This is a genomic window from Halomonas sp. A40-4, from assembly GCF_015767635.1.
In the GTDB taxonomy this organism is placed as follows: domain Bacteria; phylum Pseudomonadota; class Gammaproteobacteria; order Pseudomonadales; family Halomonadaceae; genus Vreelandella; species Vreelandella janggokensis.
On the sequence record NZ_CP065230.1, the window covers coordinates 1,540,539 to 1,564,264 of the forward strand.

At 57.2% G+C, this 23,726-nt stretch carries 17 protein-coding genes, 1 pseudogene and 1 riboswitch; of the genes and pseudogenes, 12 read left to right on the top strand and 6 right to left on the bottom strand.

Going from position 1 to position 23,726, the window contains the following annotated elements:
* Positions 1-6: 6 nt before the first annotated feature.
* From IT895_RS07230 to tpiA, 11 genes and pseudogenes are all read left to right on the top strand, one after another.
* A complete protein-coding gene (locus tag IT895_RS07230) occupies positions 7-1,494 on the top strand; it encodes an FGGY family carbohydrate kinase (protein WP_199285121.1) in 1,488 nt (495 codons plus the stop codon).
* Between the two features lie 16 nt (positions 1,495-1,510).
* Positions 1,511-2,470: a sugar-binding transcriptional regulator gene (locus IT895_RS07235; RefSeq protein WP_199285122.1), complete on the top strand. Its 960-nt coding sequence runs from the start codon at positions 1,511-1,513 to the stop codon at positions 2,468-2,470.
* A 77-nt stretch (positions 2,471-2,547) separates the two neighbouring features.
* On the top strand, positions 2,548-3,345 hold the full coding sequence (locus tag IT895_RS07240) for an SDR family NAD(P)-dependent oxidoreductase (protein ID WP_199285123.1): 798 nt from the start codon (positions 2,548-2,550) through the stop codon (positions 3,343-3,345).
* A gap of 68 nt (positions 3,346-3,413) precedes the next feature.
* Positions 3,414-4,211, top strand: a complete 798-nt coding sequence (locus tag IT895_RS07245; protein WP_199285124.1) for a GolD/DthD family dehydrogenase — start codon at positions 3,414-3,416, stop codon at positions 4,209-4,211.
* A 65-nt stretch (positions 4,212-4,276) separates the two neighbouring features.
* The gene (locus tag IT895_RS07250) at positions 4,277-5,272 is read left to right on the top strand and encodes a substrate-binding domain-containing protein (protein ID WP_199285125.1); all 996 of its coding nucleotides are present in this window, start codon (positions 4,277-4,279) and stop codon (positions 5,270-5,272) included.
* Between the two features lie 67 nt (positions 5,273-5,339).
* Complete coding sequence (locus IT895_RS07255; protein WP_199285126.1) at positions 5,340-5,987, top strand: DUF2291 family protein; 648 nt, start codon at positions 5,340-5,342, stop codon at positions 5,985-5,987.
* Between the two features lie 52 nt (positions 5,988-6,039).
* A complete protein-coding gene (locus IT895_RS07260; protein ID WP_199285127.1) occupies positions 6,040-7,626 on the top strand; it encodes a sugar ABC transporter ATP-binding protein in 1,587 nt (528 codons plus the stop codon).
* A gap of 11 nt (positions 7,627-7,637) precedes the next feature.
* Positions 7,638-8,705 (top strand): ABC transporter permease, encoded by a 1,068-nt coding sequence (locus tag IT895_RS07265; RefSeq protein ID WP_199285128.1) that lies wholly within the window; start codon positions 7,638-7,640, stop codon positions 8,703-8,705.
* Between the two features lie 142 nt (positions 8,706-8,847).
* Positions 8,848-9,807, top strand: coding sequence for a transaldolase (gene tal, locus IT895_RS07270; protein WP_199285129.1), 960 nt, complete (start codon positions 8,848-8,850; stop codon positions 9,805-9,807).
* 16 nt (positions 9,808-9,823) lie between these two features.
* Positions 9,824-11,814: pseudogene (gene tkt / locus IT895_RS07275) on the top strand (transketolase).
* 95 nt (positions 11,815-11,909) lie between these two features.
* Positions 11,910-12,668: a triose-phosphate isomerase gene (gene tpiA, locus IT895_RS07280; RefSeq protein WP_233337391.1), complete on the top strand. Its 759-nt coding sequence runs from the start codon at positions 11,910-11,912 to the stop codon at positions 12,666-12,668.
* Between the two features lie 110 nt (positions 12,669-12,778).
* Positions 12,779-12,954: riboswitch (FMN riboswitch) on the top strand.
* A 118-nt stretch (positions 12,955-13,072) separates the two neighbouring features.
* Here the strand turns inward: tpiA and pgi are convergent.
* The 4 genes from pgi to ptsP all read right to left on the bottom strand — a co-directional run bounded on the left by pgi (position 13,073) and on the right by ptsP (position 20,492).
* On the bottom strand, positions 13,073-14,740 hold the full coding sequence (gene pgi / locus IT895_RS07285) for a glucose-6-phosphate isomerase (protein WP_199285131.1): 1,668 nt from the start codon (positions 14,738-14,740) through the stop codon (positions 13,073-13,075).
* 168 nt (positions 14,741-14,908) lie between these two features.
* Positions 14,909-16,651: a PTS fructose-like transporter subunit IIB gene (locus IT895_RS07290; RefSeq protein ID WP_199285132.1), complete on the bottom strand. Its 1,743-nt coding sequence runs from the start codon at positions 16,649-16,651 to the stop codon at positions 14,909-14,911.
* On the bottom strand, positions 16,648-17,619 hold the full coding sequence (gene pfkB, locus IT895_RS07295) for a 1-phosphofructokinase (RefSeq protein ID WP_199285133.1): 972 nt from the start codon (positions 17,617-17,619) through the stop codon (positions 16,648-16,650). The genes IT895_RS07290 and pfkB overlap by 4 nt, the downstream gene beginning before the upstream one ends.
* Positions 17,619-20,492 (bottom strand): phosphoenolpyruvate--protein phosphotransferase, encoded by a 2,874-nt coding sequence (gene ptsP / locus IT895_RS07300; RefSeq protein WP_199285134.1) that lies wholly within the window; start codon positions 20,490-20,492, stop codon positions 17,619-17,621. Before ptsP ends, pfkB begins: the two co-directional genes overlap by 1 nt.
* Positions 20,493-20,673: 181 nt before the next feature.
* Between ptsP and cra the strand changes: the two genes are divergently transcribed.
* Positions 20,674-21,675, top strand: a complete 1,002-nt coding sequence (gene cra / locus IT895_RS07305) for a catabolite repressor/activator (RefSeq protein ID WP_199285135.1) — start codon at positions 20,674-20,676, stop codon at positions 21,673-21,675.
* A 44-nt stretch (positions 21,676-21,719) separates the two neighbouring features.
* Here cra and IT895_RS07310 read toward each other — a convergent pair whose 3' ends face one another.
* Both IT895_RS07310 and pyk read right to left on the bottom strand, forming a co-directional pair.
* Positions 21,720-22,196, bottom strand: coding sequence for a methylglyoxal synthase (locus IT895_RS07310; RefSeq protein ID WP_085919891.1), 477 nt, complete (start codon positions 22,194-22,196; stop codon positions 21,720-21,722).
* A gap of 22 nt (positions 22,197-22,218) precedes the next feature.
* The gene (gene pyk, locus IT895_RS07315; RefSeq protein ID WP_085919890.1) at positions 22,219-23,691 is read right to left on the bottom strand and encodes a pyruvate kinase; all 1,473 of its coding nucleotides are present in this window, start codon (positions 23,689-23,691) and stop codon (positions 22,219-22,221) included.
* Between the last annotated feature and the right edge of the window lie 35 nt (positions 23,692-23,726).

The following is a 23,726-nucleotide window of genomic DNA, read 5'->3' on the forward strand; positions in this document are numbered from 1 at the left end:
AAGGTTATGGCAACATCCGCCATTCTCGCTATCGATCAAGGCACTACCAACTCTAAGGCAGTGCTGGTGGACTTCGGCGGCAATATTATTGCCAAGGCAGCGGTGGGGATCCCTTGCCAGTATCCACAGCCGGGTTGGGTCGAGCAATCGGGTGAGGAAGTCGTCCTGAGTGTTAAGCAGGCCATCGACGTTTGTCTCTCAACGCAGCAGGATGTCGACGTCGTTGCCGTGGGGATATCGGCTCAGCGGGAATCTGCTATCGCCTGGGATAGTTTCAGTGGTAAATCGCTTGCACCCTGTGTCAGCTGGCAATGCCGCCGCAGCCAGCCCTTTTGTGAGGAGCTAAAGCGTCTCGGCCTCAATGCCAGGGTTCACGAGTTGTCAGGTTTACCTATTGATCCACTCTTCTCCGGCTCAAAGTTCCGCTGGCTGCTCGATTCCTTCGACGACAGTATCGATCGTCATAATGTCCGACTGGGTAATGTCGACAGCTGGCTGTTATGGAATCTCACTGAGGGGAGGGTGCATCTGACGGATACGTCCAATGCATCGCGCACCCAGCTGTGCGATATCAGCACTGCCCAGTGGTCCCCAGAGTTGCTCGATGTATTTGGTATCAGTCCCGAGATGCTTCCGGAGATCCGTCCATCAAGCCACACCTTCGGAAAGACATGCGAGTTTGGATTGCTAAAGGAGGGCATTCCCATCTTGTCCATGATCGGTGATTCCCACGCGGCTTTGTTCGCCCAAGGGGGATTTCGCCCCGGCGTTGTTAAGGCGACATACGGAACTGGGTCTTCAGTGATGACCACCACCCAAAGCCAGATGGTACGGGCCGAGGGCCTAGCGACCACGGTGGCCTGGGAAACTTCAGAACAGCGCGTCTATGCACTCGAAGGCAATATCACGGTAAGCGCAGCCGTATTGCCCTGGACCGCGAAGTTGCTGGGGCTCGACGGCTCTGTCGAGCGCTTGGCTGAACTTGCTGAAGCTGCGAGTGGTAGGGGCAAAGAGGTTGTGGTACCCGCCATGGTGGGATTAGGGGCGCCGCGCTGGGTGGGCGACGTCACTGGCCTTATGGATGGGCTGACCTTCAATACCGAACCTGCTGATATAGCGCGGGCCGCTTTCGAGTCCATTGTTTTCCAAATCAAAGATGTCGTCGATGTTATGCAGTCAGCATGTCAGCGCCATGGATTGCCACCGCTAACGGCGCTCAAGGCCGATGGAGGTGCTAGTGCTAATAACTGGTTAATGCAACTCCAGGCAGACACCTTAGGTATTACGGTGCAAAGAGCCGCTCAAGCAGAGTTGTCTGCCGTCGGTACGGCAATGTTGGCGGGCCTTGAGCTAGGGGTGTGGCCGACGCTAGATGCTTTGGAGAAGGCACTGTCGTCTTTTGATACATTCGAGGGGCTGGGTGCCGACCAAGACGAACGCCACCAGACGTGGCTCAAGTCTGTGGAGCGTACCCTCTCTAAATCAAAAGGTTAGGCCGGAGAAAACGACGATGAATCCCGAATACGAACTGCGTTTGGCGACTAAGGTGGCTCACCTCTATTGGGTTGAGCAGATGCGCCAAGTTGATATTGCCGCGCGGCTGAACTTGTCACAAGCGGGCGTATCACGTTTGCTGCGCCGCGCGCAGAAGGAGGGCATCGTCTCCATTAGCATCAAACCGCCCGAAGGCACCTATCACCTGCTTGAGGAAGCATTATGTGCCAAGTACGGACTTGAAGAGGTGGTGGTGGCTGCCTGTCCCGACAACAGTGAGAACGCCATCTTGCTGAGTATTGGCGAAGCGGCAGCTCAATACCTTGAATCGACCTTACGTGCTAACGACCAGATAGGGATTTCGAGCTGGAGTTCGGCGCTGGTAGCGCTTGCCGAACAACTGCCAAAAAATGGCTCGCTAAAAGCACAGCGTGTTGTGCAACTGATGGGCGGTATGGCTCTCGATCATGCAGAGCATCTTGCCGAAAACCTGACGCTGCAACTGGCCAATCGACTGGATGCGCGCCCTGGATTTATGCAGGTGGCAGGTATTGCCAGTACCCCCGAGGCTCGCAAGGTGATCAGTCAGGAGCCTTATGTACGCGAGACCATGGCGCTGTTTGATGAGCTAAGTATTGCCCTGGTCGGTATTGGCACACTCGAGCCTTCGCGATTTCTGGCTAGAAGTGGCAACACCTTTTCTAAAGAAGAGCTTTCAGATCTAGATGGCTGCGGCGCTGTGGGTGATGTCTGTTTGAGGTTTTATGACAGCAACGGCGAGTTGGTCCCGCACTCTCTCAACGAAAGAGTGGTGGCGATTTCGCCTGAGAGCTTGAAGGCCATACCAAGGGTTGTCGGTCTAGCAGGAGGTCAGCAAAAAGTGGCCTCGATACGTGCGGCAGCCTTGGGCGGTTGGATCCAGGTGCTAATTACCGACAGCTTTACTGCCGAAGCATTGCTAGACACTGCGAGTTAGCCAGGCTGCGAGCAGTTTATCAATCTAACCATCAGTGCTTAAGCAATCTAGCACTGATGCTGAAAAGGAGAATAACAATGAAACGTTTCGAACAGCAGGTAGTGGTGGTGGCTGGCGCCGATCGTGGAATCGGGCTTGCCATGGCGACCCGTTTCGCAGATGAAGGGGCGAGCGTTGCGATGGCCTCCAACCGCCAGGAAATCCATGCGGCTGCGGCGGATCTTGAACGTCGAGGAAGCGAAAAAGGTTTGTCGGGTAGCATCATGGCCGCGGAAGTTGATGTCACCAACAGTGACCAGGTTGAACGGTTCTATAACGACGTATGCAAACGCTTTGGGCGCATTGATGTATCAATTCAAAACGCTGGCGTGATTACGATCTCTCGCTTACAGGATCTTCCTGAGTCGGATTGGGACAAAGTTATGGACGTGAATACCAAAGGGGTTTTTCTGTGCTGCAAGGCAGCGCTCCGGCATATGGCAGAAGCTGGTCGAGGGGTATTAATCAACATGGCCTCGGGTCAGGCGCGTCAGGGCTTTATCTATACACCGCATTATGCCGCCAGCAAGTTCGGGGTATTAGGGATCACCCAAAGCCTGGCGCGTGAATTTGCCACCTCGGGTATCACCGTCAATGCCATCTGTCCCGGTATCGTGATGACCGATATGTGGGACTACAACGATAAAGCTTGGGGTGAGCTCCTGGGGGATTACCAGCCCGGTGAGTTAATCCGCGAATGGGTGGCCAGTGTTCCCATGAAACGTGCCGCGTCGCCTGAAGAAATCAGTGGGACGGCAGCCTTCCTGGCCTCTGAAGATGCGCGCTATATCACCGGGCAAGCGATCAATGTCGATGGTGGACTAATCATGTCCTGATTAACCGCTAATTCCAAAAAACGATAGCCCTTAAAGATAGCCCTTAAAGATGAAATAAGGAGCACGCAATGACGACAACGTATGACATGTCTCTTAAGCACGGTGTGGATTTCAACTTTTCACTTGAAGGCAAAGTTGTATTAATCACCGGTGGGCTTGGGGGAATCGCAACTGCAGCCAACGAAGCGATGCTTGATAAAGGAGCCAGTATTGCCATTTTTTACCCGGAATTCGAGGCTGATCGGGTGGCAGAGGTCATGGCACAGTTTCCGAAAGATCGCGCTCAGGCCTGGTGCTGTGATGTCACCCAGGAAGTTCAAGTAGAGCGATGCGTAAAAGACGTGGTCGACCACTTTGGTGATCTGCATATCTTGATTAATGCCGCTGGCGCTATCACGTTAAATTTCGCTGAAGACGTGATGCTCACCGAGTGGCAGCGCCAGATTGATGTCAATCTGACTGCCCCTTTCCTATGTGCCAGAGAAGTCGGGCGTTACCTGTTAAAAAGCGGCCACGGAGGCAAGATTATTAATATTGCTTCTCAGGCCGCCACGGTCGCCATCGATCAGCACTGCGCCTACACCTCGGCGAAAGCGGGACTTATCGGTATGACGAAAAGCTTGGCGAAAGAGTGGGGGCCGCATGGCATTACGGTTAACAGCATTTCTCCCACCGTAGTGTTGACCCCTATGGGGGCGGCTGCCTGGTCAGGCGAAAAAGGGGAGCGTATGAAAACCATGATTCCAACGGGGAGGTTTGCCTATACGGACGAGATTGCCGCAAGCATTTTGTTTCTAGCCACAAATGGCAGTGACATGATCAATGGCGCGGACTTAGTAATAGATGGTGGCTATACCATTTGGTGAAAAATATTAAATCAACAACTTAAGAAAAAATCTGATTCTTAAACAAAGAAATAAAGGTGAAAACAATGAAAATGACCTCAATGCAGTTACTCAATCGTTTTGCATCCACTGCCACTCTTTCTGCGATGGTAGCAGTTGCTGGTGTCGGTTCTGCACAAGCTCAGGGTGATGTTGATTTAAGCGATGACGGCGAGAAGGGCAATATTGCGATTCTCGTCAATTCCCTAGATAACCCTTATTACTCTGCCGAGGCAACAGCTGCTGAGGCACGTGCAGAAGAACTTGGTTACGCGGCCAGTACTTTCTCACACAACGAAGATCTAAACCGGCAGCGTGATCTTATCACTTCCGTTGTTGGCCAGGGTGTGGATGGCATCGTACTGGACAATGCTGACTCGTCAGCTAGTGTGGCGGCTGTGCGATATGCCACGGAGCGTGATGTACCTGTGGTGCTAATCAATCGTGAAATCCCTGAAGATGGCATCGCTATTGCTCAGTTGACACACAATAACAACCAGGCAGCTTCTCAAGTCGCACAGGCCTTCATCGAGAAGGTTGGAGAATCGGGTAAGTATGTCGAGTTGACCTGCAACTTGGCGGATAACAACTGCGTCGCACGCTCGAATGCCTACCATCGCATACTTGACCAGTATCCCGACCTTGAGATGGTCGCGCGTCAAGACGCTGGAGGTGAATTGGTCAAAGCTAGGCAATCGATGCAATCCATTCTTCAGAGTCATCCGGACATTGTCGGCGTCATTGCAGGCAATGGCCCCGTAGCGCTGGGTGCCATTTCCGCTTTGGAGTCGGCAGGAATGGACGATGTCACGGTGGTTGGGATTGATGGCAGTAATGATGAACGTGATGCTGTCCTGGATGGTCAGCTTTATGCCACATCCATGCTGCAGGCTCAGGAACTCGCACGACAGGGTGTCAATCAGCTTCACCAGTATCTGGAGACGGGCGAGACTGGGGAGTCAGAGCGTCAACTCTTCCGCAGTATCTTGATCACTGAAGATAATGCGGAGTCGGTTAACAATTTCGAATACAAAGATAATTAAGCGAAGTACAGGAGTGGTGGAAAGCCACCACTCCTTCCCTTTCAGTGTGACGAAGTGTGGTGCGGATATGAATGATAGACGCCATGTAATTATACGTAGCTTCGGAATGGTCTTGTTGATGTCGACTGTCGTGATGACGAGTGGCTTTAAGATAGTGTCGTCCGAAGAGCTTACCAAAATTCGAAATGAAGGTAGTGCACCCGAAGTGGATACTTCGTCATTATTCCATGACGATATCGCTCCTTGGGCGATTTCCTCATCACGAGAAGCTGATGAGATCCTATCTGCGATCGACAAACAAGGTTTCAGTGAAGCTTGCCAGGAATATGGTGTGCAAAAGAGCCAGGCTTTCCCTTGTACTTTTTGGGTAAAGGTCGCCGGTACCGTCGCAGCTGTCGATACCTCCTCGCGGGTTGGAAAGATAAAACTGTCTAGTGGCGACAAGAATGTGGAAATCCTGATTGGCCCTGTTATCCCGGATACTGCCTTGCGTGATGGTTATCCCGAGATCGATTACAGCGATTTTGGAAATCAAGACGCCTTCGCCAACTTGTCCGAAGCCCTCAACAGAGAAGCGATATCACTAGTCGACGAAGTTGAAGAAATCACTCCCGGTGATCGTGTGAGTGCCGTAGGGGCCTTTTCAACCTGGGGCGGGGTGGAGGACACTTTACAGATTGTTCCGGTAGAACTGAACCGCGTCAATGCAGAGTGATATGAAAATAATGCTCAATAATTATCACTCCGATTCGGAGGAGGGTAACGCCATGCACACGGTGGAAGAACAACGCAATTCAAGCAATGAGCAGCATCTTGAGTCGCCATCAAAAGCGTTGGTTCAAGTTAAGAACGCCACGAAACGTTATCCCGGGACCGTGGCTTTAGACGCGGTTAACTATGAGGTATACCCCGGCAGTGTAAATGTCTTGATCGGTGAAAATGGCGCGGGTAAGTCGACCCTTATGAAATTGTTGGCTGGTGCTGAGCGGCCATCCGAAGGGGATATTTTCGTTAAAGGAAAATCGGTCCACTTTCATGGTGTGCGAGATGCGGAGAAAGCCGGTATCGGAATTATCTTTCAAGAGCTCAACCTGTTCCCAGATATGAGCATCGTTGAAAATCTTTTTATCGGTAACGAGATGCGCCATGCCGGGAAAATCGATACCCGTGCACAATATCGTAAGGCAACGCAGTTACTTGAACGAGTAGGGCTGGAGGCTGACCCTTCCATACGTGTTGGCGATCTTTATGTGGGGCAGCAACAATTGGTTGAGATCGCCAAGATGCTCGGCCGCCAAGTTGATGTCTTGATTATGGATGAGCCCACGTCTGCCCTTAGTCAAAAAGAAGTTGAGGTGCTGTTTGGTATCATTGATGCGTTACGCCAGGATGGCGTCGCTGTCATTTATATCTCTCACCGTTTAGAAGAGATCATGAGGATCGGTGACCATATTACTGTCCTGCGCAATGGTCGGATTGTCGGTGTCGATCTGGTTAAAAATATTGATATTCCCTGGATCGTACGTCAGATGGTAGGCGGCGATCACAAGATATTCGACTACCGTCCTCGCCAAATCGGCGAACCCACATTAACAGTCAAGAATCTGAGCCTAAAACGAGTCAATGGCACCTTTGCGCTTGATAACGTCAATTTTAGCGTTGGGCGCGGAGAGGTCATTGGTATTTATGGCTTGATGGGGGCTGGTAGAACCGAATTACTGGAAGTACTGCTTGGGCTTCATCGTAGCGCAGTGGGCCAGATCGAGTTCGATGGAAAGCCATTAGCTAAAGGTAAGCCCGCCAATCGAATCAAGGCTGGCATTGCCTTGGTACCAGAAGATCGCCAAACGTCTGGCATGGTTCAGACATTGTCAGTGCGTGACAACATGACGCTGTCCAGCATCGGTCGGTGTTGCTCGCATTTCCTCGGCTTTCGCATGATTCGGGGCCAACTCGAAAAGCAGCAGAGCCAGCGGATGGTCTCAACACTTGGTATTAAGGTGTCGCATGACTCGGACAAGATCACCACGCTGAGTGGGGGCAACATGCAAAAGGTCATTATTGGCAAAGCATTGCTAACCGAGCCACGTGTACTGTTGTTTGATGAACCTACTCGTGGTGTCGATGTGGGGGCTAAGGCCGATATCTACCGAGCCATGAATGATATCGCCGATCAGGGCGTCTCCGTTATATATACCACTTCAGAGCTGGACGAGGCTCTGGCTGTAGCTGATCGAGTCCTGGTCATGGCATTAGGGCGGATTACCGTTGACCTTCCGCGTGATGAGGTGGACCGCGATTTAATTACCCAAAAAGCATCACCTTCCGCGGTTCAAGACGCCGCCGCTCAGTAAGGAATCTAATCATGACAACTGTAACCAATAATATGTCTTCCCAAGACCATCCGCATCGCAGTAAGAGCGCCCAGGCGTCCTGGGTTTTGCTGCAAGTATTAAAGCTCAGGATATTTGTAGCCTTGTTCGCCGTGGTGTTGTACTTCTCTTTGAGCGTGGATAACTTCCTGACCACGAATAATCTACTGATTATGGCCCAGCATATTACCATCATTGGTATTCTGGCCATTGGCATGACGCTGGTTATCCTCACGGCAGGCATCGATCTTTCGGTAGGTTCGACGGTCGGCTTTAGTGGAATGATGGCCGGTTTTCTGATAATGAACGGTATTCCTATTGGGGATTCCGTATTATTTCTGAATATCCCAGAGGTCATATTAGTGACCTGCTTGGTTGGTGCCTTTATCGGCTATATCAATGGTGCCCTCATAACTTATCTCAATGTGGCACCGTTTATCGCTACTCTGGGCATGCTATATGTGGTGCGCGGTGCGGCGTTGCTGTTTAACGACGGCGGCACTTTTTCTCGTCTGCAAGGCCACGAAGAGCTGGGTAACATGGGATTCTCCATCCTAGGCAATGGCTCTTTGTTGGGTATCGGTATCCCTGTTTGGTTGCTCTTGGCTTTGACTCTAGTCACGTGGTTCGTGAGTTATAAGACGCCTTTTGGTCGCTATGTCTATGCGATTGGTGGCAACGAGTCTGCTGCCGTATTTTCAGGATTGAGAGTTCGCAGGATTAAATTGTGGGTGTATGTCTTTTCAGGCTTTTGTGCCGCGATCGTGGGTCTCGTTATTACCTCCCAGTTGCAGACTGGGCATCCGATGACGGGGGATACCTATGAGTTGCGCGCTATCGCGGCGGTGGTGTTGGGTGGTACTGCGCTTTCCGGGGGGCGTGGCTCGGTCATCGGTTCGGTTATTGGTGCATGCGTCATCAGTATTCTTAACGATGGCATGGTGATGTCCGGTGTCAGTAATTTCTGGCAGATGGTCATCATGGGGCTAGTGATTATCATCGCCGTGGTCATTGACCAACTGCAGCAGCGTCTACATAAGCGCGTTATGGTCTTGACTTAATATACGCGGTCATTTTGGTTTGGATTAACCCCCCATCATTCGTGAGCCTTTGACTTGTCAACGGACTGATCCCTTCCGGTAACTATTCGCTTGGGGCGCTTTTTGCGCCTCAAGCTTCAAAGACTATTGTCAGGAGCCTTGTATGTCTTCCCAACTTGATGCATTGAAATCTCTTTCCCTGGTAGTTGCTGATACCGGCGATCTTGCCGCTATTCGGCGATACCAGCCTCAGGACGCTACCACCAACCCTTCGCTGATCCTAAAGGCCTTTGATCTTCCCGATTACCAGTCGTTGATTAACGAGGAGTTGGCGGCGATTAGCGCTGAAGGCGGTGATCGCCAAACCCAGGCCGAACATGCTGTGGACCGTCTCGCTGTTGCAATGGGCAGTGAGATAGCCAAGGTGGTGCCCGGCCGCGTGTCAACTGAGGTAGCCGCAAAGCTGTCTTTCGATACCCAGGCCAGTATCCGCAAAGCCCACGAGCTAATTGAACTGTACCAGAAACGAGGCATCTCCTCGGAACGTGTGCTGATCAAACTGGCATCCACTTGGGAAGGTATCCGTGCTGCCGAGGTGTTGGAAAAGGAGGGTATCAACTGCAACCTGACCCTGCTGTTCAGCGACGTTCAGGCTCAAGCCTGCTTCGACGCAGGTGTATTTCTAGTTTCGCCCTTTGTCGGCAGGGTTACCGACTGGTACAAGCAATCGACAGGTCAAGACTTTACACCCGACACCGATCCGGGGGTGCAGTTTGTGCGCGGCGTTTGCCAGCGAGTCAACCAGGGCGGCTTCGACACCGTGGTGATGGGCGCCAGTTTCCGTAATACCGGTCAGGTATTGGCACTCGCTGGCTGCCCCCGGCTGACCATCTCGCCGACGCTGCTTGAGGAGCTCGCCGCCACCAAGGGTGACGTGGCGCGAGGGATTGAAATGGGCGAGGCGCAGAGCCAGCGCCCAGCACCGCTAGGCGAAGCGGCGTTCCGCTGGGGCCATAACCAGGATGCCATGGCTAATGACAAACTGGCTGAAGGCATTCGCCGTTTCGCCGAGGATCAAGCCAGCCTCGAAAGCCTGATCAACGAACGCCTCACTGCCCACTGACTATAGGATTTACCTCATGTCGACCCGTTTCGAGCTGGCCAATGCCATTCGCGCTCTTTCCATGGACGCTGTTCAGAAGGCCAACTCTGGCCACCCCGGTGCTCCGATGGGGATGGCTGACATCGCCGAGGTGCTGTGGAATGATTTCGTTGACCACAACCCGGCCAACCCCGATTGGGCTGACCGCGACCGTTTCGTGCTTTCCAACGGCCACGGCTCAATGCTGCTGTACTCGCTTCTCCATCTCACCGGCTACGACTTAGGCCTGGAGGATCTACAGAACTTCCGCCAGCTGCACTCGCGCACCCCGGGCCACCCCGAGCTGGGCTATACGCCGGGCATAGAGACCACCACTGGCCCGCTGGGTCAGGGCCTGGCCAACGCCGTGGGCATGGCGATGGCTGAACGCACACTGGCGGCCCAGTTTAATCGCCCTGACCACGCCATTGTCGACCATTACACCTATTGTTTTGTCGGTGACGGTTGCCTGATGGAGGGCATCTCTCATGAGGTTGCTTCGCTGGCGGGTACCCAGGGGCTGGGCAAGCTTATCGTCTTCTACGACGACAACGGCATCTCTATCGACGGTGAGGTTGAGGGCTGGTTCACCGATGACACCGCCAAACGCTTCGAGGCCTATGGGTGGCACGTGGTGCGAAGTGTCGACGGCCATCAGCCGAAGGGAGTCAAGGCTGCCATTGAGCAGGCCCGCAGCCATGACGACCAGCCTAGTCTGATCGTCTGCAAGACGATCATTGGTTTCGGTGCGCCCAACAAGCAAGGTAAGGAAGAGTGCCACGGCGCGGCACTGGGGCCGCCGCTCGTGAGCGGTTAAACTGGCCCCACGCGCCCTTCCATATACCCGAAGACATCTATCAGGGTTGGGACGCTACCGAGCACGGTGCCGAGCGCGAAGCTGACTGGAATGCCCGCTTCGAGCGCTACGCCGCTGCCTATCCTGAGCAAGCCCGTGAATTAAAGCGCCGCCTGAAGGGCGAGCTACCCAGCGAGCTTTCAAGCCTGACAATGATTGAACAGGCCCAAGCGAGCGGTGAGACCGTCGCCTCGCGCAAAGCCTCACTGGCCTGCCTCAACGAGCTTGGCCCGCAACTCCCCGAGTTACTGGGTGGCAGTGCGGATCTAGCGCCTTCGAACCTGACCTTCTGGGACGGCGCCAAACCGATTAGCGCCGACGCGCCAGACGGCAACTACCTTAACTATGGGGTGCGCGAATTTGGCATGGGCGCGATTATTAACGGTATTGCCGCTCACGGTGGTTTCATTCCCTATGGCGCCACCTTCCTGATTTTTATGGAGTACATGCGCAACGCTGTACGGATGGCTGCGTTGATGGGCCACCGGACGATCTACGTCTTTACCCACGACTCCATCGGCCTAGGTGAAGATGGTCCTACCCACCAACCGATAGAGCAACTAACCAGCTTGCGTACAACGCCCAATCTGTCGACCTGGCGGCCCTGCGATGCCGTGGAGACGACCGCAGCCTGGGATGCCGCACTCAAGCGTCAGGCAGGGCCCACGGCGCTAGTGCTATCACGCCAGAACCTGCCTCATCAGGCGCGCACTAAGCCGCAGCTGGCTGAGATCCAACGTGGAGGGTACGTTTTGAAGGATTGCGCTGGCACCCCCGAGCTGATCTTGATTGCGACCGGGTCTGAAGTTGCCCTTGCCGTGGACGCCGCACACGAACTCGGTCAGGCCGGTCGCGCCGTACGCGTAGTCTCAATGCCTTCCACCGATACCTTCGACGCTCAGGACACCGCCTACCGAGAGAGCGTGCTACCAGCGGAAGTCAAAGCACGAGTCGCGGTCGAGGCCGGCCACGCCGACTACTGGTACAAATACGTCGGCCTAGAGGGTCGTATTGTCGGTATGCGCTCCTATGGTGAATCCGGCAAGGCTGGGGATCTATTTCAGCACTTCGGCATAACCGTTGAGCATCTCAAAGCTGAGGCTGAACAATTGCTGGCAGAACCAAACGCATAACGTTACGCGACACCGAGCTTCCGGTCGCATGGGAGCGGTGTCGTGAACGGTGATGTTAGCTATGAAGGCAGACCCGCATGGAAAGGAGCCTGGAAGTGATACAACCCATTGTTATCGGTAACTGGAAAATGAACGGTAACCTCTTGGCCAACGAGACGTTGCTGGAGGCGTTGCTATCGTCGCTCGAAAAGCTAGAGGACGTACAGGTTGCTGTTTGCCCACCTTTGCCCTACTTGGCTCAGGTGGCGCAGCACCTCAAGGATAACCCTGTTGCCCTCGGCGCCCAGACGCTCAATGAGCATGAAGCAGGTGCGCATACCGGCGAGGTTAGCGCTGCGATGTTAAAAGATTTGGGTTGCCAATATGTTTTGGTTGGTCATTCAGAGCGACGCAGCCTTTACGGTGAGTCTGACATCGCTGTAACGGCAAAATTTGCCGCCGCCCAGGCCGCAGGTTTGGCGCCGGTGCTTTGTGTGGGTGAAACTTTGGCCGAGCGCAATTGCGGTGACACAGAAGCGGTAGTGGCACGGCAGCTTCAAGCGGTGGTGGATACGTTAGGTATCGAAGCCCTTAGCGGCGGCGTGATCGCCTACGAGCCGGTCTGGGCTATCGGCACCGGCGAGACGGCCACACCGGATCAGGCTCAGGCTGTGCATGCCTTTATCCGCGAGTGGTTGGCTAGGCACTCTGCGCCGCTCGCAGCACGCTTACCGCTGCTCTACGGAGGCAGTGTTAAGGCCGATAATGCCGCGGCCCTGTTTGCTCAGCCAGACATCGACGGTGGCTTAATCGGTGGCGCTTCTCTCTCCCCAAACTCTTTTGCTAACATTTGTCGGGCAGCGGAGCATCGTTGAGCCTTGGACATGAGGGTGAGGGAGTTGATCTGTGTGTTGCCTAGACGGCAATGCTGCCTTCATTGCAGGTTCTCGAGCGTAATGTTTCGCGACTTTGGCGATGCCAAAGTCGATGTTCTCAGTGCGGGGTGAAAGTCCCCACCGGCGGTCATGGTTTGTTGCCCTAGCCCGCGAGCGCCTAGAATTGTCGGCATGTGGTTTGTTATTAATGTCTTTAAGGCTAGAGTCATCAGATTCGGTGCAACTCCGAAGCCGATGGTGATAGTTCGGATGGAAGAGAACGGCTCTATTGACGGGTGTTCGCGATGATTACTGTAGTGAAAATAGGGTAATTTTACGCTTAAACGCCTTGGCTCTCTAAAGCCAAGGCGTTTCGCGTTATCCAGTTCGTGACTCGCTAGCGCTTAGCGCTTTTTCCGCGTGGTTTTTTTATCGCCGTTGGCTTTTGCGGCGCTGTCTTCACGTCCCCCATTGCCGGGGAAATGGCCGCGCAGCAGCTCCAGCAGTCCCTGGGTCGAGGCGTCGAAGTCGGCGGCGTTGGTGTCGATGCGCTCGCTGATTTCACCGGCGATGCGCTTGCCGAGCTGAACACCCCACTGGTCGAAGGAGTTGATGTTCCAGATAACGCCTTGCACGAACACCTTGTGTTCGTAGAGCGCGATCAGGGCACCCAGGTTTTTCGGCGTCAGCTCGTCCAGCAGCAGGGTGCTTGATGGGCGGTTGCCAGGGCAGCTGTAAGGGTCATGCTGGCTGAGCTCTTTGGCGTCTCCCTGGCTGCCTTCCATAAAGGCGTTGGCCTGGGCGAGCATGTTGGTCAGCAGCGCGAAGTGGTGGTCTTCGACACCCGGCTCGGGCTTGAGCGAGGCGATAAAGTCGATGGGTACGTAGCGTGTGCCCTGATGCAGCAGCTGGAAGAAAGCGTGCTGACCGTTGGAGCCGGTCTGGCCCCAGACAATCGGGCCGGTCTTGTAATTCACCGGGTGGCCGAAAATATCCACCGACTTGCCGTTGGACTCCATATCCAGCTGCTGGAGAAACGACGGCAGCTGGTGCAGGGCCTGGTCGTAGGGCACGATGGCTTGGGTTTCCGCACCAATGAAATTGATATACCAGATGCCAATCAGCGCCATCAGTACCGGCATGTTCTCGGAGAAGGGCGCTTCAATGAAGTGATTATCCATCTCGTGAGCGCCTTCCAGCAGCTCGATAAAGCCCTCAAAGCCAATCGAGAGCGCAATCGGCAGGCCAATGGATGACCACATGGAGTAGCGCCCGCCGACCCAGGCCCAGAACTCGAACACGTTCTCTTCACGAATGCCGAATTCCATCGCTGCCTTGCGGTTGGTAGAGGCAGCGATAAAGTGCGCGCCCACATCGGCGTCTTCACCGGCGTTCTCCAGGAACCAGCGCCTGGCGGTCTTGGCGTTGAGCAGGGTTTCCTGGGTAGAGAAGGTCTTGGTCGAGACGATAAACAGCGTGGTGGCCGGGTCGAGACGCGAAAGCACCTTCTGGATATGGGTGCCGTCCACGTTGGAAACGAAGTGGAAGTGCAGCTCCGGGTGGCGGTACTTCAATAGCGCACGGACGGCCATGTTGGGGCCCAGGTCCGACCCGCCGATGCCAATGTTGACCACGTCCTTGATGCGTTTGCCGCTATAGCCTTTCCACTCACCGCTACGCACCGCCTCGGAAAACTGCTTGATCTGCTCGCGGGTGCGGGTGATCTCGGGCATTACATCCTTGCCATCGACAAACACCGGCTCGTCGCCCAGGTGGCGCAGCGCGGTGTGGAGTACCGGACGGTCTTCGGTGACGTTGATGATATCGCCCGAGAACATCTGCGCTCGGCGCTGCACCAGAGCGGAGTGGTCGGCCAGCTCGATCAGCTTGGCCTTGACCTCGTCGGATACGTGGTGCTTCGAGTAGTCGAGGAAAAGGCCGCCTACCCGCAGGCTCATTTTTTCAAAGCGCTGCGGGTCATTGGTGAAGTAGTCACGAATGCGGTCGTTAGCGGTTTTGTCGCGCAGGCGTTCGAGTGCCTGCCACGTCACACTGCGGGTCAGCTGAAACATAGCGGTGTCCGTTGTTGTAGATCGGCGAGTTGTCTTGATGTTATGTGTGTAAAAATACTACATAAAACGCGCACTGTGGCAAACCACTGTAAACAAAAGCGTGTTGCGCGGTAATAAAACCAATAACGGTCTCAAGAAAAAGGCGGGCCTTGGCCCGCCTGGTATTGCTTAGCTGGCAATGGCCACCTGGGTGGCGCCACGTTTGATCATGGCATAGCTAAGGCCGGTAATCAGCGAGCCGACCACAATGGCGCCCAGGTAGAGAAAGACCGGGGTGATGGCATTGGGGATAAGCAGTACGAAGATACCACCGTGGGGTGCCATCAGCTTGGCGCCTACCAGCATGGAAAGTGCGCCGGTAACGGCACCGCCCAGCATGCAGGCAGGGATGACCCGCAGTGGGTCTTTGGCGGCAAACGGAATCGCCCCTTCGCTGATAAAACACATACCCAGCACAAAGGAGGCCTTGCCTGCCTCGCGCTCGGGCGCCGAAAATTTGCTTCGTGCCACCAGGCTCGCAATGCCCATGCCGATGGGAGGCACCATGCCGGCGGCCATGATCGCTGCCATGGGGCCATAGGTTTCCGAGGCCAGAAGTCCGACGCCAAAGGTATATGCGGCTTTGTTGACCGGGCCACCCAGGTCGAAACACATCATGGCGCCCAGCAGAATGCCCAGCAGCACGGCGTTGGTGGAGCCCATGTTTTCAAGGAAGCTGGTCAGCGCGGTAAGAATGCCCGCCACCGGCTCGCCGACGATATAGATCATTACCAGGCCAGTCACCAGGCTGGCGATGAGTGGAATAATCAGGATCGGCTTCAGCGATTCAATGCTCGAAGGAAGTTTAACGTAGCGGGTAACCGCCAGGGCGACGTAACCGGCCAGGAAACCGGCCAGAATACCGCCGATAAAGCCGGAGCCTATATCGGCTGCCAGCATGCCGCCAATCATGCCCGGCGCGATACCGGGGCGGTCGGCAATCGAGTAGGCAATATAACCGGCGAGTACCGGAATCATCAGCGCGAAGGCGGTGCCGCCGCCGATTTTCATCAGCGCGGCGGCCAGTGAGCCTTCTTCCTCGGCGGCGTTGATACCGAACACAAACGACAGTGCGATCAGCAAGCCACCCGCGACCACCATCGGCAGCATGAACGACACACCGGTCAGCAGGTGCTTGTAAACCCCTTTCTCTTTGACGCTTTTGCCTTCACTGCTGGCACTGGGCTGGTTGCCGTCTTCAATGCTGGCGTGAGCGAGGGCAGCTTCCAGTGTTGGGCGCGGTTTTTTCAAGGCACTGCCGGTGGAAGTGCGGTAAATGCGCTTGCCCGCAAAGCGGGCAGGGTCAACGTCGATGTCGCAGGCCAGCACGACCACATCAGCATCAGCGATCTCTTTATCCGTCAGCTGATCTTGTGCGCCTACCGAGCCTTGGGTTTCCACGCGGATAGCGTGGCCCATGGCTTTGCCGGCTTCGGCGAGTGCCTCGGCCGCCATGAAGGTGTGCGCAACGCCCGTCGGGCAGGCCGTCACGGCGACAATATTCTGTCCTTCAGTGGCGCTTGGCGCCGCAGAACGGGCTGCGGGTGCATCGGTGGGTGCCTGATAAAGCGGCGCATCGCGTTTCGCCGTGGTCAAAAAGCCACTCGGGTCAGGGAGCGCGTCGGTAATCGGCGCTTGATAAAGCCGCTTGCCTTCAAAGCGCTCGGGCGCGGGCACATGATCTGCCGCGACGACGATCAGGTCGGCATTGGCAATCTGCTCGGCGGTGGCCGCCTGAAGCGGCGCCAGCTCACCGTGCATTTCCACATGAACGTGCCAGCCCTGGCGTTCTGCAGCCTGCTCCAGCCGCTTGGCGGCGAGGAAGGTGGTCGCCATGCCGCTGGGGCAGGCGGTAATCAGAATAATATTCATAGCGTGGCTCCCTCGGTGATGGTGTCGTCAAGACGCCGTACCCGGGTCTGTTGTTGGAGTGAGTCGAAGTCGTCGGCCTGGGGGTTACCCACGCCCACATGGCGGACCGCATCGGCAGATAATGCCGTGGCGAAACGAAGGGTTGTTTCGGGATCGTGGCCGCTGAGCAGGCCGTGGAGCATGCCCGCAACGAGCGTATCACCGGCGCACACGGTGTTGACGGCGGTCACGGACGGTGGCGTTGCCTGCCAGCTGCCCTGGGCATTCACCCACAGCACGCCATCGGCGCCGGCAGAAACAAGCGCCTGTTCCACGCCGCCCTGATGCAGACGACGCACCGCCTGGGTCAGCGCAAGGCTGGTTTCAAGCGGCGCACCGGCCCAGTGTGCAAGCTCAAGTTCGTTGGGCTTGACGGCGGTGGGCTTTACCTCAATGGCGGCGTTAAGTGCCGCGCCGCTGGTATCCACCCAGAGAGGAACGCCGCTGGCCTTCAGGTGCTTTAGAAAAGCGCGAAAGTCATCGAGACTGAGCCCCGGCGGTAAACTGCCCGCCACCACGACGGCGTGAGGCGGTGTGGCGTTATATAAATGTGCATCCACCCTTGCCGTTAAGCGTTGCAGATCCTTTGAGGTGATCGGCGTGCCGGGCCCGTTGATGTCGGTGACCCGGCCGCTTTGTTCAGCAAGCTTGGCATTGATGCGTGTTTCCCCTGCTACGCGCACAAAGTCATCGTGCAAGGCGGCGTGCTGAAAGGCCAGCGCGAAAGGCGCGTCGTTGTCAGCGCCCAGAAAACCGCTCACGGTAACGTCATGGCCTAACCCTGCCAGTACGCGGGCGACATTGACGCCTTTACCCGCGGCTTCCAGCTGTGCGCTGTGGGGGCGGTTAACCGCCCCTGGAGTGAGCTGGTCAAGACTGAACGCCAGGTCCAGTGCCGGGTTGAGCGTAATGCATAGCACACGGGCCATCAGCGAGCCTCCAGCGCATCGCGCACGTCATCGCTGGTGGCCTGAGCCAGCGCCAGTTGAGCGCTGGCCTGGGCATCCGCCAGATCAAATTCGCGCAGCCGCGCCTTGACCAGCGGGATCTGCCGGGCGCTGACCGACAGTTCATCGACGCCCAGGCCGACCAGTACCGGCACCGCCATGGCGTCTGAGGCCAGTTCGCCGCAGACACCAACCCATTTGCCCTGAGCATGGGCGGCGTCAACGGTCATCTGGATCAAGCGCAGTACCGCGGGATGCAGCCCGTCGGCCTGGGCGGAAAGCTCCGGATGGCCACGGTCGATGGCCAGGGTGTACTGGGTCAAATCGTTGGTGCCCACCGAGAAGAAATCCACCTCGGCGGCCAGTGACGGCGCCAGCAGGGCACTGGAGGGCACTTCGATCATCACGCCGAGCTGCACGTCAGTGGCACGTTGTGATGGCGAAATTTCGCTCAGCAGCCGATCATAGATCGCCTTGGCGGCGCGGAACTCGGCGATGTCCTTGACCATCGGCAGCATGATGCGCAAAGGGCTGTCTTTGCCGGCCATCAACAGCGCGCGAAACTGGGTTTCGAGCACTTCCGGCTGGGTCAGCGCCAGGCGAATGCCGCGCAGGCCAAGGAAGGGATTATCTTCTTGAGGCACCGGCCAGTAGGGCAGTGGCTTGTCACCGCCGACGTCCAGCGTGCGGGCCACCAGCGGGCGGCCATCAAGGGCGTCAATTGCCTGACGGTATTCATCGATTTGGGTGGACAGGTCCGGCGCGCTGGCGTGGGCCATGAACAGGAATTCAGTGCGCAGCAGGCCAACCCCCTCGGCGCCACGTTCAACGGCGTCTTCCGCATGAGCGGTGTTGCCCAGGTTGGCGGCGACTTCGACTCGGTGCCCGTCGCGGGTTTGAGCCGTTTCAAAGCGCGTTTCCCAGGCGTCGGCTTCGCGCTGCTGCTGGTCAAGCAATTGCTGCTCGGCGCGCTGCAGACGGTCTTCCGAAGGCTTGTGGGTGACCCGTCCGCGTTCGCCATCAAGAATCATCATGCCGCCGTCAGGTAGCGCCATGACGGCGTCACCGGCACCGACAACCGCCGGAATGCCTAACGCGCGGGCCAGAATCGCGCTGTGCGCTGTAGCGCCGCCGCGAACGGTGAGCAGGCCACGCACTCGCGAGGTATCCAGTCGCGCGACATCAGACGGGCCAATATCGTCCATCACCAGAATATACGGATGGTCGGGCGGCTCGGGCAGCTTGACGTTGCACAGCACGCCAAGGACTCGGCGGCCCACGTCGCGCAGGTCGGCGGCGCGTTCGGCCAGTAGCCGGTCGGCAAGCATTTCCTGGGCGTGGGCGGCGGTGTCGATGGCTTCCCACCAGCCGGCTTCTGCCGACGCCCCTTCGCGGATAGCATCGATGGCGGCCTGGTGCAGCTCCGGGTCGTCGAGCATTTCTTCGTGCATGGAAAGAATGTCGGCGACTTCACCGCCCGGCGCGTCATGCACCAGTGTTTCCAACTGGGCGGCACCTTCCTTCAGCGCCTCGCGAAGACGGGCAGCCTCTTGTTCGGGGTCGTCGGCGTGTTGCGGGTATTCAAAGCTTACCGGGCGAATGACAAATACCGGTGCAATGGCAAGCCCCGGGGAGGCGGCCACGCCCGCATGTGGCGTATCGTTAACCAGCGGCTCGGCGGCGGGTTTGGTGCTTTCGGCGGCGGGAGAGAGGCTTTCCCGGCCGCCATCAAATGGGGCAACCTTCTCGCCCAGGCCAGACTCGACGGCCTCGCTGACGGCCGCGAGTGCCTGGCTTGCCTGCTCGCCCTCGGCAGAAAACACGAGCCATTGCCCGCGTCTCGCGCCCATGCCAATCACCTTGGTCAAGCTGGCGGCGGAAACCGGCGTGGCGCTGCCTTCTTCCAGTCGAACGTTGATCGGCACCGCCTGGGCGCGGGCAATTTGTACCAGTTGCTTGGCCGGGCGGGCGTGCAGGCCGTGAGGGTTCAGCACGCGGGCACGTTGAGTTTGTGTGCTGGCAGTTTCACCCGCCAAGGCGGCCAGCCACTGGGCGCTGGTTTTATTGACCAGGCTTTTGCTTTCGCTGTGATCAAGGAGTGGCAGTAATTGCTCAAGCAGCGAACGATGGCTCTCACCGCTGGCCGCGAGGCAGAACAAGGCATGCACGGGATGTTCCTGATGGCTCAGTGATGTATCTGCCGGGGTTGCGACACCCAGTGCAGGCTGGGCGACACCATGAGGGTGGCTTGCCAGCCATAGGCCATTCCCCAGCCAGGTGGGTTCGACAGAGGCAATGGCACTAATAAACGTATTATCGACACAGCCGCTTTGACGCAGTCGCGCGGCAGCGGCTAGCGTCAATTCCTGCAGGTCCTTGGCGGGGAAGCTAACGCACAGCGTTTCGTTATCCAGACGTGGCACCACGGCTGGCTTGGAAAGCAGGCGCGCCACGTCGTCGGTGGAGGTGGCGTTAGCCAGTTGCTCAGCGACACCTTCGCGGTCCAATACATGGGTCAGTTGGCGCAGGATATCGAGGTGCTCGTCGTTTTGCGCGGCGATAGTCACCAGTACGTGCACCTGTTGGCCGTCGTGCCACTGAACGCCTTGGGGGAATTGTAAAACGCGTACGCCGGTTTGCTTGACGTATTGGCGGCTTTCCGGGGTGCCGTGGGGGATGGCGATGGCATTGCCCAGAAACGTCGAGGATTGAGCTTCCCGGTCGAGCAGGCCGTCACGGTAATCAGGGTCGACAAACCCCGCCGCCACCAGCGCATCGGCAGCGCTGTTGAGTGCTGCTTGCCAGTCGTCAGCATGGCAGTCCAGCAATATGTCATCAGAGCCGAGCGTCAGCATAGGTGTCTCCGTGTAGAACCATGGTCGTAGCGCACCGAAGTGGGCTGGATGAATCGTGTCATCTGTGTATAGTTGGCTATGCTGAATCGATTCACTTCAGGACACAAGAGGTTCGCGCCTAGACTTTGGTCTGATGGGCGTCTGTCGACTGTTAAACTGGCGGCAATCAGAGGGGAAATTCATGACACTTGCCGATATAGCCCGGCTTGCCGGGGTATCACGTACTACCGCCAGCTATGTGATTAATGGCCAGGCCGAAAAGCGCCGCATTAGCCAGGCGACCATCGACAAGGTGATGTCGGTCGTTCGCCAGCACCGCTATCACATTGATCCCCAGGCGGCCGCATTGCGCCGGGGAGCGAGTCGTTTACTGGGGTTGATCGTGCCCGATCTGGAAAACATCAGTTACGCGCGGCTTGCCAAGCGCATAGAGCGGGGCGCTCGCGAACGTGGCTATCAACTGCTGGTGGTGAGCTCCGATGACTGCCCGGACAGCGAGCGGGCGCTGGCGCTAGCGCTGCGTGCGCAGCGCTGTGAAGTGCTTATCACGGCGAGTTGTCTGGCCAGCGATGATCCGTTTTACGCAGACCTGGTAAAAGAGGGCTGGAGCGTGGTGGGAATGGACCGGGGGCTGGATCCTGCGCGTTTTGCCAGTGTGGTCAGTAACGACCGCCAAGCATCGCTGGCGCTGACCCACTCGGTGATTGATCCTGCTACCCGGCGCGTTGCATGGCTGGAAGCGATGCCTGACCTTTCCATCAGCCGAGAACGCAGGGCGGGATTCGAACAAGCGCTTGCGGGCACGTCCATTACGCCGCTATATCTAAGCGGTACGCACTATGAGCGTAGCGAAGGCGCCCGGCTGGCGGTCAAGCTACTGGCTGAAGAGGGCGGGGCAGATGCATTGGTCACCGCGTCCTATACGCTGTTGGAAGGTGCGTTTGATGTCTTTCTGGAGCGAGGAGGTTTGCCGGAAGGGATGCGGTTGGCCACCTTTGGGGATCATCGCCTGCTGGACTTTTTGCCTCAGCCGGTCAATTCAGCCTTGCAGGATTACGATCGCATCGCTGAGCTGACGCTGCGCTGTGCATTGGCCGCGACAGAGGGCGAACCTCAATGCGGCCAGCAAGTGGTCGCAAGGCATTTGCGCACCCGCCATCCCGGTGCGCAAATGAGGGCCTGAGCCAAGGGGTTGAGCTGACTCATTAGCAGCCGGTCGGTGGTCAGTCACTCCGTGCGTGCCGCGGCCCAGGCGTTGGCATCGGGAATCGACATGTCGTAGCTTTCATCCAGGTAAGGCGAGGAAAGGACAAAGTCGGCGCTCGCTGCATTGCATGCCACCGGGACGTTCCATAGTGCCGCAAGGCGAAGCAGCGCTTTGACATCCGGGTCATGGGGCTGGGGAGCGAACGGGTCCCAGAAAAAAATCAGCACGTCGAGCGCCTGCTCGGCGATGCGCGCGCCAATCTGTTGGTCACCGCCAAGCGGTCCGCTCATCAACCCTTCGATAGGCAGTCCTAGCGCGTCGTGCAAGCGCTTTGCTGTCGTGCCGGTGCCGAGCAGTTCGTGGCGGCCCAGCGTATCCTTCCAGCGCGTCGCCCATTCAAGCATTTCGGTTTTCTTGCCGTCATGGGCGATCAACGCAATCCGCTTGCGGGCCTGGAGCGTACGAGTCGCCTGACGAGGAGGGCGCGCATCATTCATGGTATGGATCTCCAAAGCAGGATCATTGCGACTCGGCCGCCACCGCTAACACCTTCATGGTGTTGGTGCCGCCATGGGCGTTCATATGGTCGCCTCGGGTGAGAATGACATGCTCGCCGGGATCCGCCAAGCCGTGGGCTTTTAATAATCTCAGCGCCTCGCCGTTGACGTCTTCTGCCTGCATATGGGTCGTGTCAAACGGTATCGAGACAACGCCCCGATACAACGCCATGCGTCGCTGAGCGATGGGGCTATGGGCCAGGCCGACAATTGGCAGCTTAGAGCGAATGCGCGACGCAATCAGGGGCGTGTAGCCGGTGGCAGTCATGCAGGCGATGACACTGACGCCCTCGAGATGGTTGGCTGCATACATCGCGGATAGTGCGATCGTCTCGTCAATGCGCTCGAAACCTTCATGAATGCGGTGGCTCGACTCCTGGGCAATGCGCTCGCGCTCGGCGCCCAGGCAGACGCGGTTCATCGCCTCGATGGTTTCAACCGGATAATCGCCCGCGGCGGTTTCGGCCGAGAGCATTACCGCATCGGTGGCATCCAGCACCGCGTTGGCCACGTCGAACACTTCGGCGCGCGTGGGCAGCGGCGACTCGATCATCGATTCCATCATCTGCGTGGCGGTAATCACTGCACGATTCAGAGTGCGGGCATGCTTGATGATGCGTTTTTGCGTGCCAATCAGCGCTTCGTCACCAATTTCCACGCCCAGATCGCCGCGGGCTACCATCACCGCTTCTGAGGCCAGGATAATGCCATCCAGGGTTTCGTCGTTGGCCACGGCTTCGGCGCGTTCGAGCTTGGCGACCAGGCCGATTTCTCTTCCAGCCTCGCCCAGCAGGTCGCGTGCCTCTTGCATATCGGCAGCACTACGCGGGAAGGAAACCGCCAAATAGTCCACGCCGATATCCAGGGCGGTAATCAGGTCAGCCTTGTCCTTTTCAGTGAGCGCTGGGGCGGAAAGACCGCCGCCTTGCTTGTTGATGCCTTTATTGTTGGACAGTTTGCCACCCACATGAACTCGGGTGTGAACTTCCTGGTCAACCACTTGGGTGACATCCAGTACCACGCGGCCGTCGTCAAGCAGCAGGCGGTCGCCGGTGGTGACGTCATCGATCAGCGATTTGTAGTCACAGCCGACCCGCTCCTGGTCGCCCTGATCGGCCTCCATTGCCATGTCGAGGATAAACGGCTGGCCCTGGGTGAGGTGGATGGCCGCATCCTTGAAGCGGGCAATACGAATCTTGGGTCCCTGGAGGTCGCCCAATACGGCAACGCTGCGGCCCAGTCGTTGGGCGATCTCGCGGACGTCCTGGAGACGCCGCCGGTGGTCATCGGCAGCGCCATGGGAAAAGTTGAGGCGAACGACGTCGACGCCCGCTTTAAGCATGGCTTCCAGAACGCCTGGGCGGTCGCTGGCAGGGCCTAGCGTGGCCACGATCTTGGTGCGGCGTAAGGGGAGCGAGAGGGGTTGGCTCGTCATTGCACATTCTCCTGAGTCGGCCATTGGTTATTGTT

Bases quoted from the DNA above. Each gene is read 5' to 3' on its own strand.
- IT895_RS07230 (WP_199285121.1), top strand. From the start codon at position 7: ATGGCAACATCCGCCATTCTCGCTATCGATCAAGGCACTACCAACTCT.
- IT895_RS07235 (WP_199285122.1), top strand. From the start codon at position 1,511: ATGAATCCCGAATACGAACTGCGTTTGGCGACTAAGGTGGCTCACCTC.
- IT895_RS07240 (WP_199285123.1), top strand. From the start codon at position 2,548: ATGAAACGTTTCGAACAGCAGGTAGTGGTGGTGGCTGGCGCCGATCGT.
- IT895_RS07245 (WP_199285124.1), top strand. From the start codon at position 3,414: ATGACGACAACGTATGACATGTCTCTTAAGCACGGTGTGGATTTCAAC.
- IT895_RS07250 (WP_199285125.1), top strand. From the start codon at position 4,277: ATGAAAATGACCTCAATGCAGTTACTCAATCGTTTTGCATCCACTGCC.
- IT895_RS07255 (WP_199285126.1), top strand. From the start codon at position 5,340: ATGAATGATAGACGCCATGTAATTATACGTAGCTTCGGAATGGTCTTG.
- IT895_RS07260 (WP_199285127.1), top strand. From the start codon at position 6,040: ATGCACACGGTGGAAGAACAACGCAATTCAAGCAATGAGCAGCATCTT.
- IT895_RS07265 (WP_199285128.1), top strand. From the start codon at position 7,638: ATGACAACTGTAACCAATAATATGTCTTCCCAAGACCATCCGCATCGC.
- tal (WP_199285129.1), top strand. From the start codon at position 8,848: ATGTCTTCCCAACTTGATGCATTGAAATCTCTTTCCCTGGTAGTTGCT.
- pgi (WP_199285131.1), bottom strand. From the start codon at position 14,740: ATGTTTCAGCTGACCCGCAGTGTGACGTGGCAGGCACTCGAACGCCTG.
- IT895_RS07290 (WP_199285132.1), bottom strand. From the start codon at position 16,651: ATGAATATTATTCTGATTACCGCCTGCCCCAGCGGCATGGCGACCACC.
- pfkB (WP_199285133.1), bottom strand. From the start codon at position 17,619: ATGGCCCGTGTGCTATGCATTACGCTCAACCCGGCACTGGACCTGGCG.
- ptsP (WP_199285134.1), bottom strand. From the start codon at position 20,492: ATGCTGACGCTCGGCTCTGATGACATATTGCTGGACTGCCATGCTGAC.
- cra (WP_199285135.1), top strand. From the start codon at position 20,674: ATGACACTTGCCGATATAGCCCGGCTTGCCGGGGTATCACGTACTACC.
- IT895_RS07310 (WP_085919891.1), bottom strand. From the start codon at position 22,196: ATGAATGATGCGCGCCCTCCTCGTCAGGCGACTCGTACGCTCCAGGCC.
- pyk (WP_085919890.1), bottom strand. From the start codon at position 23,691: ATGACGAGCCAACCCCTCTCGCTCCCCTTACGCCGCACCAAGATCGTG.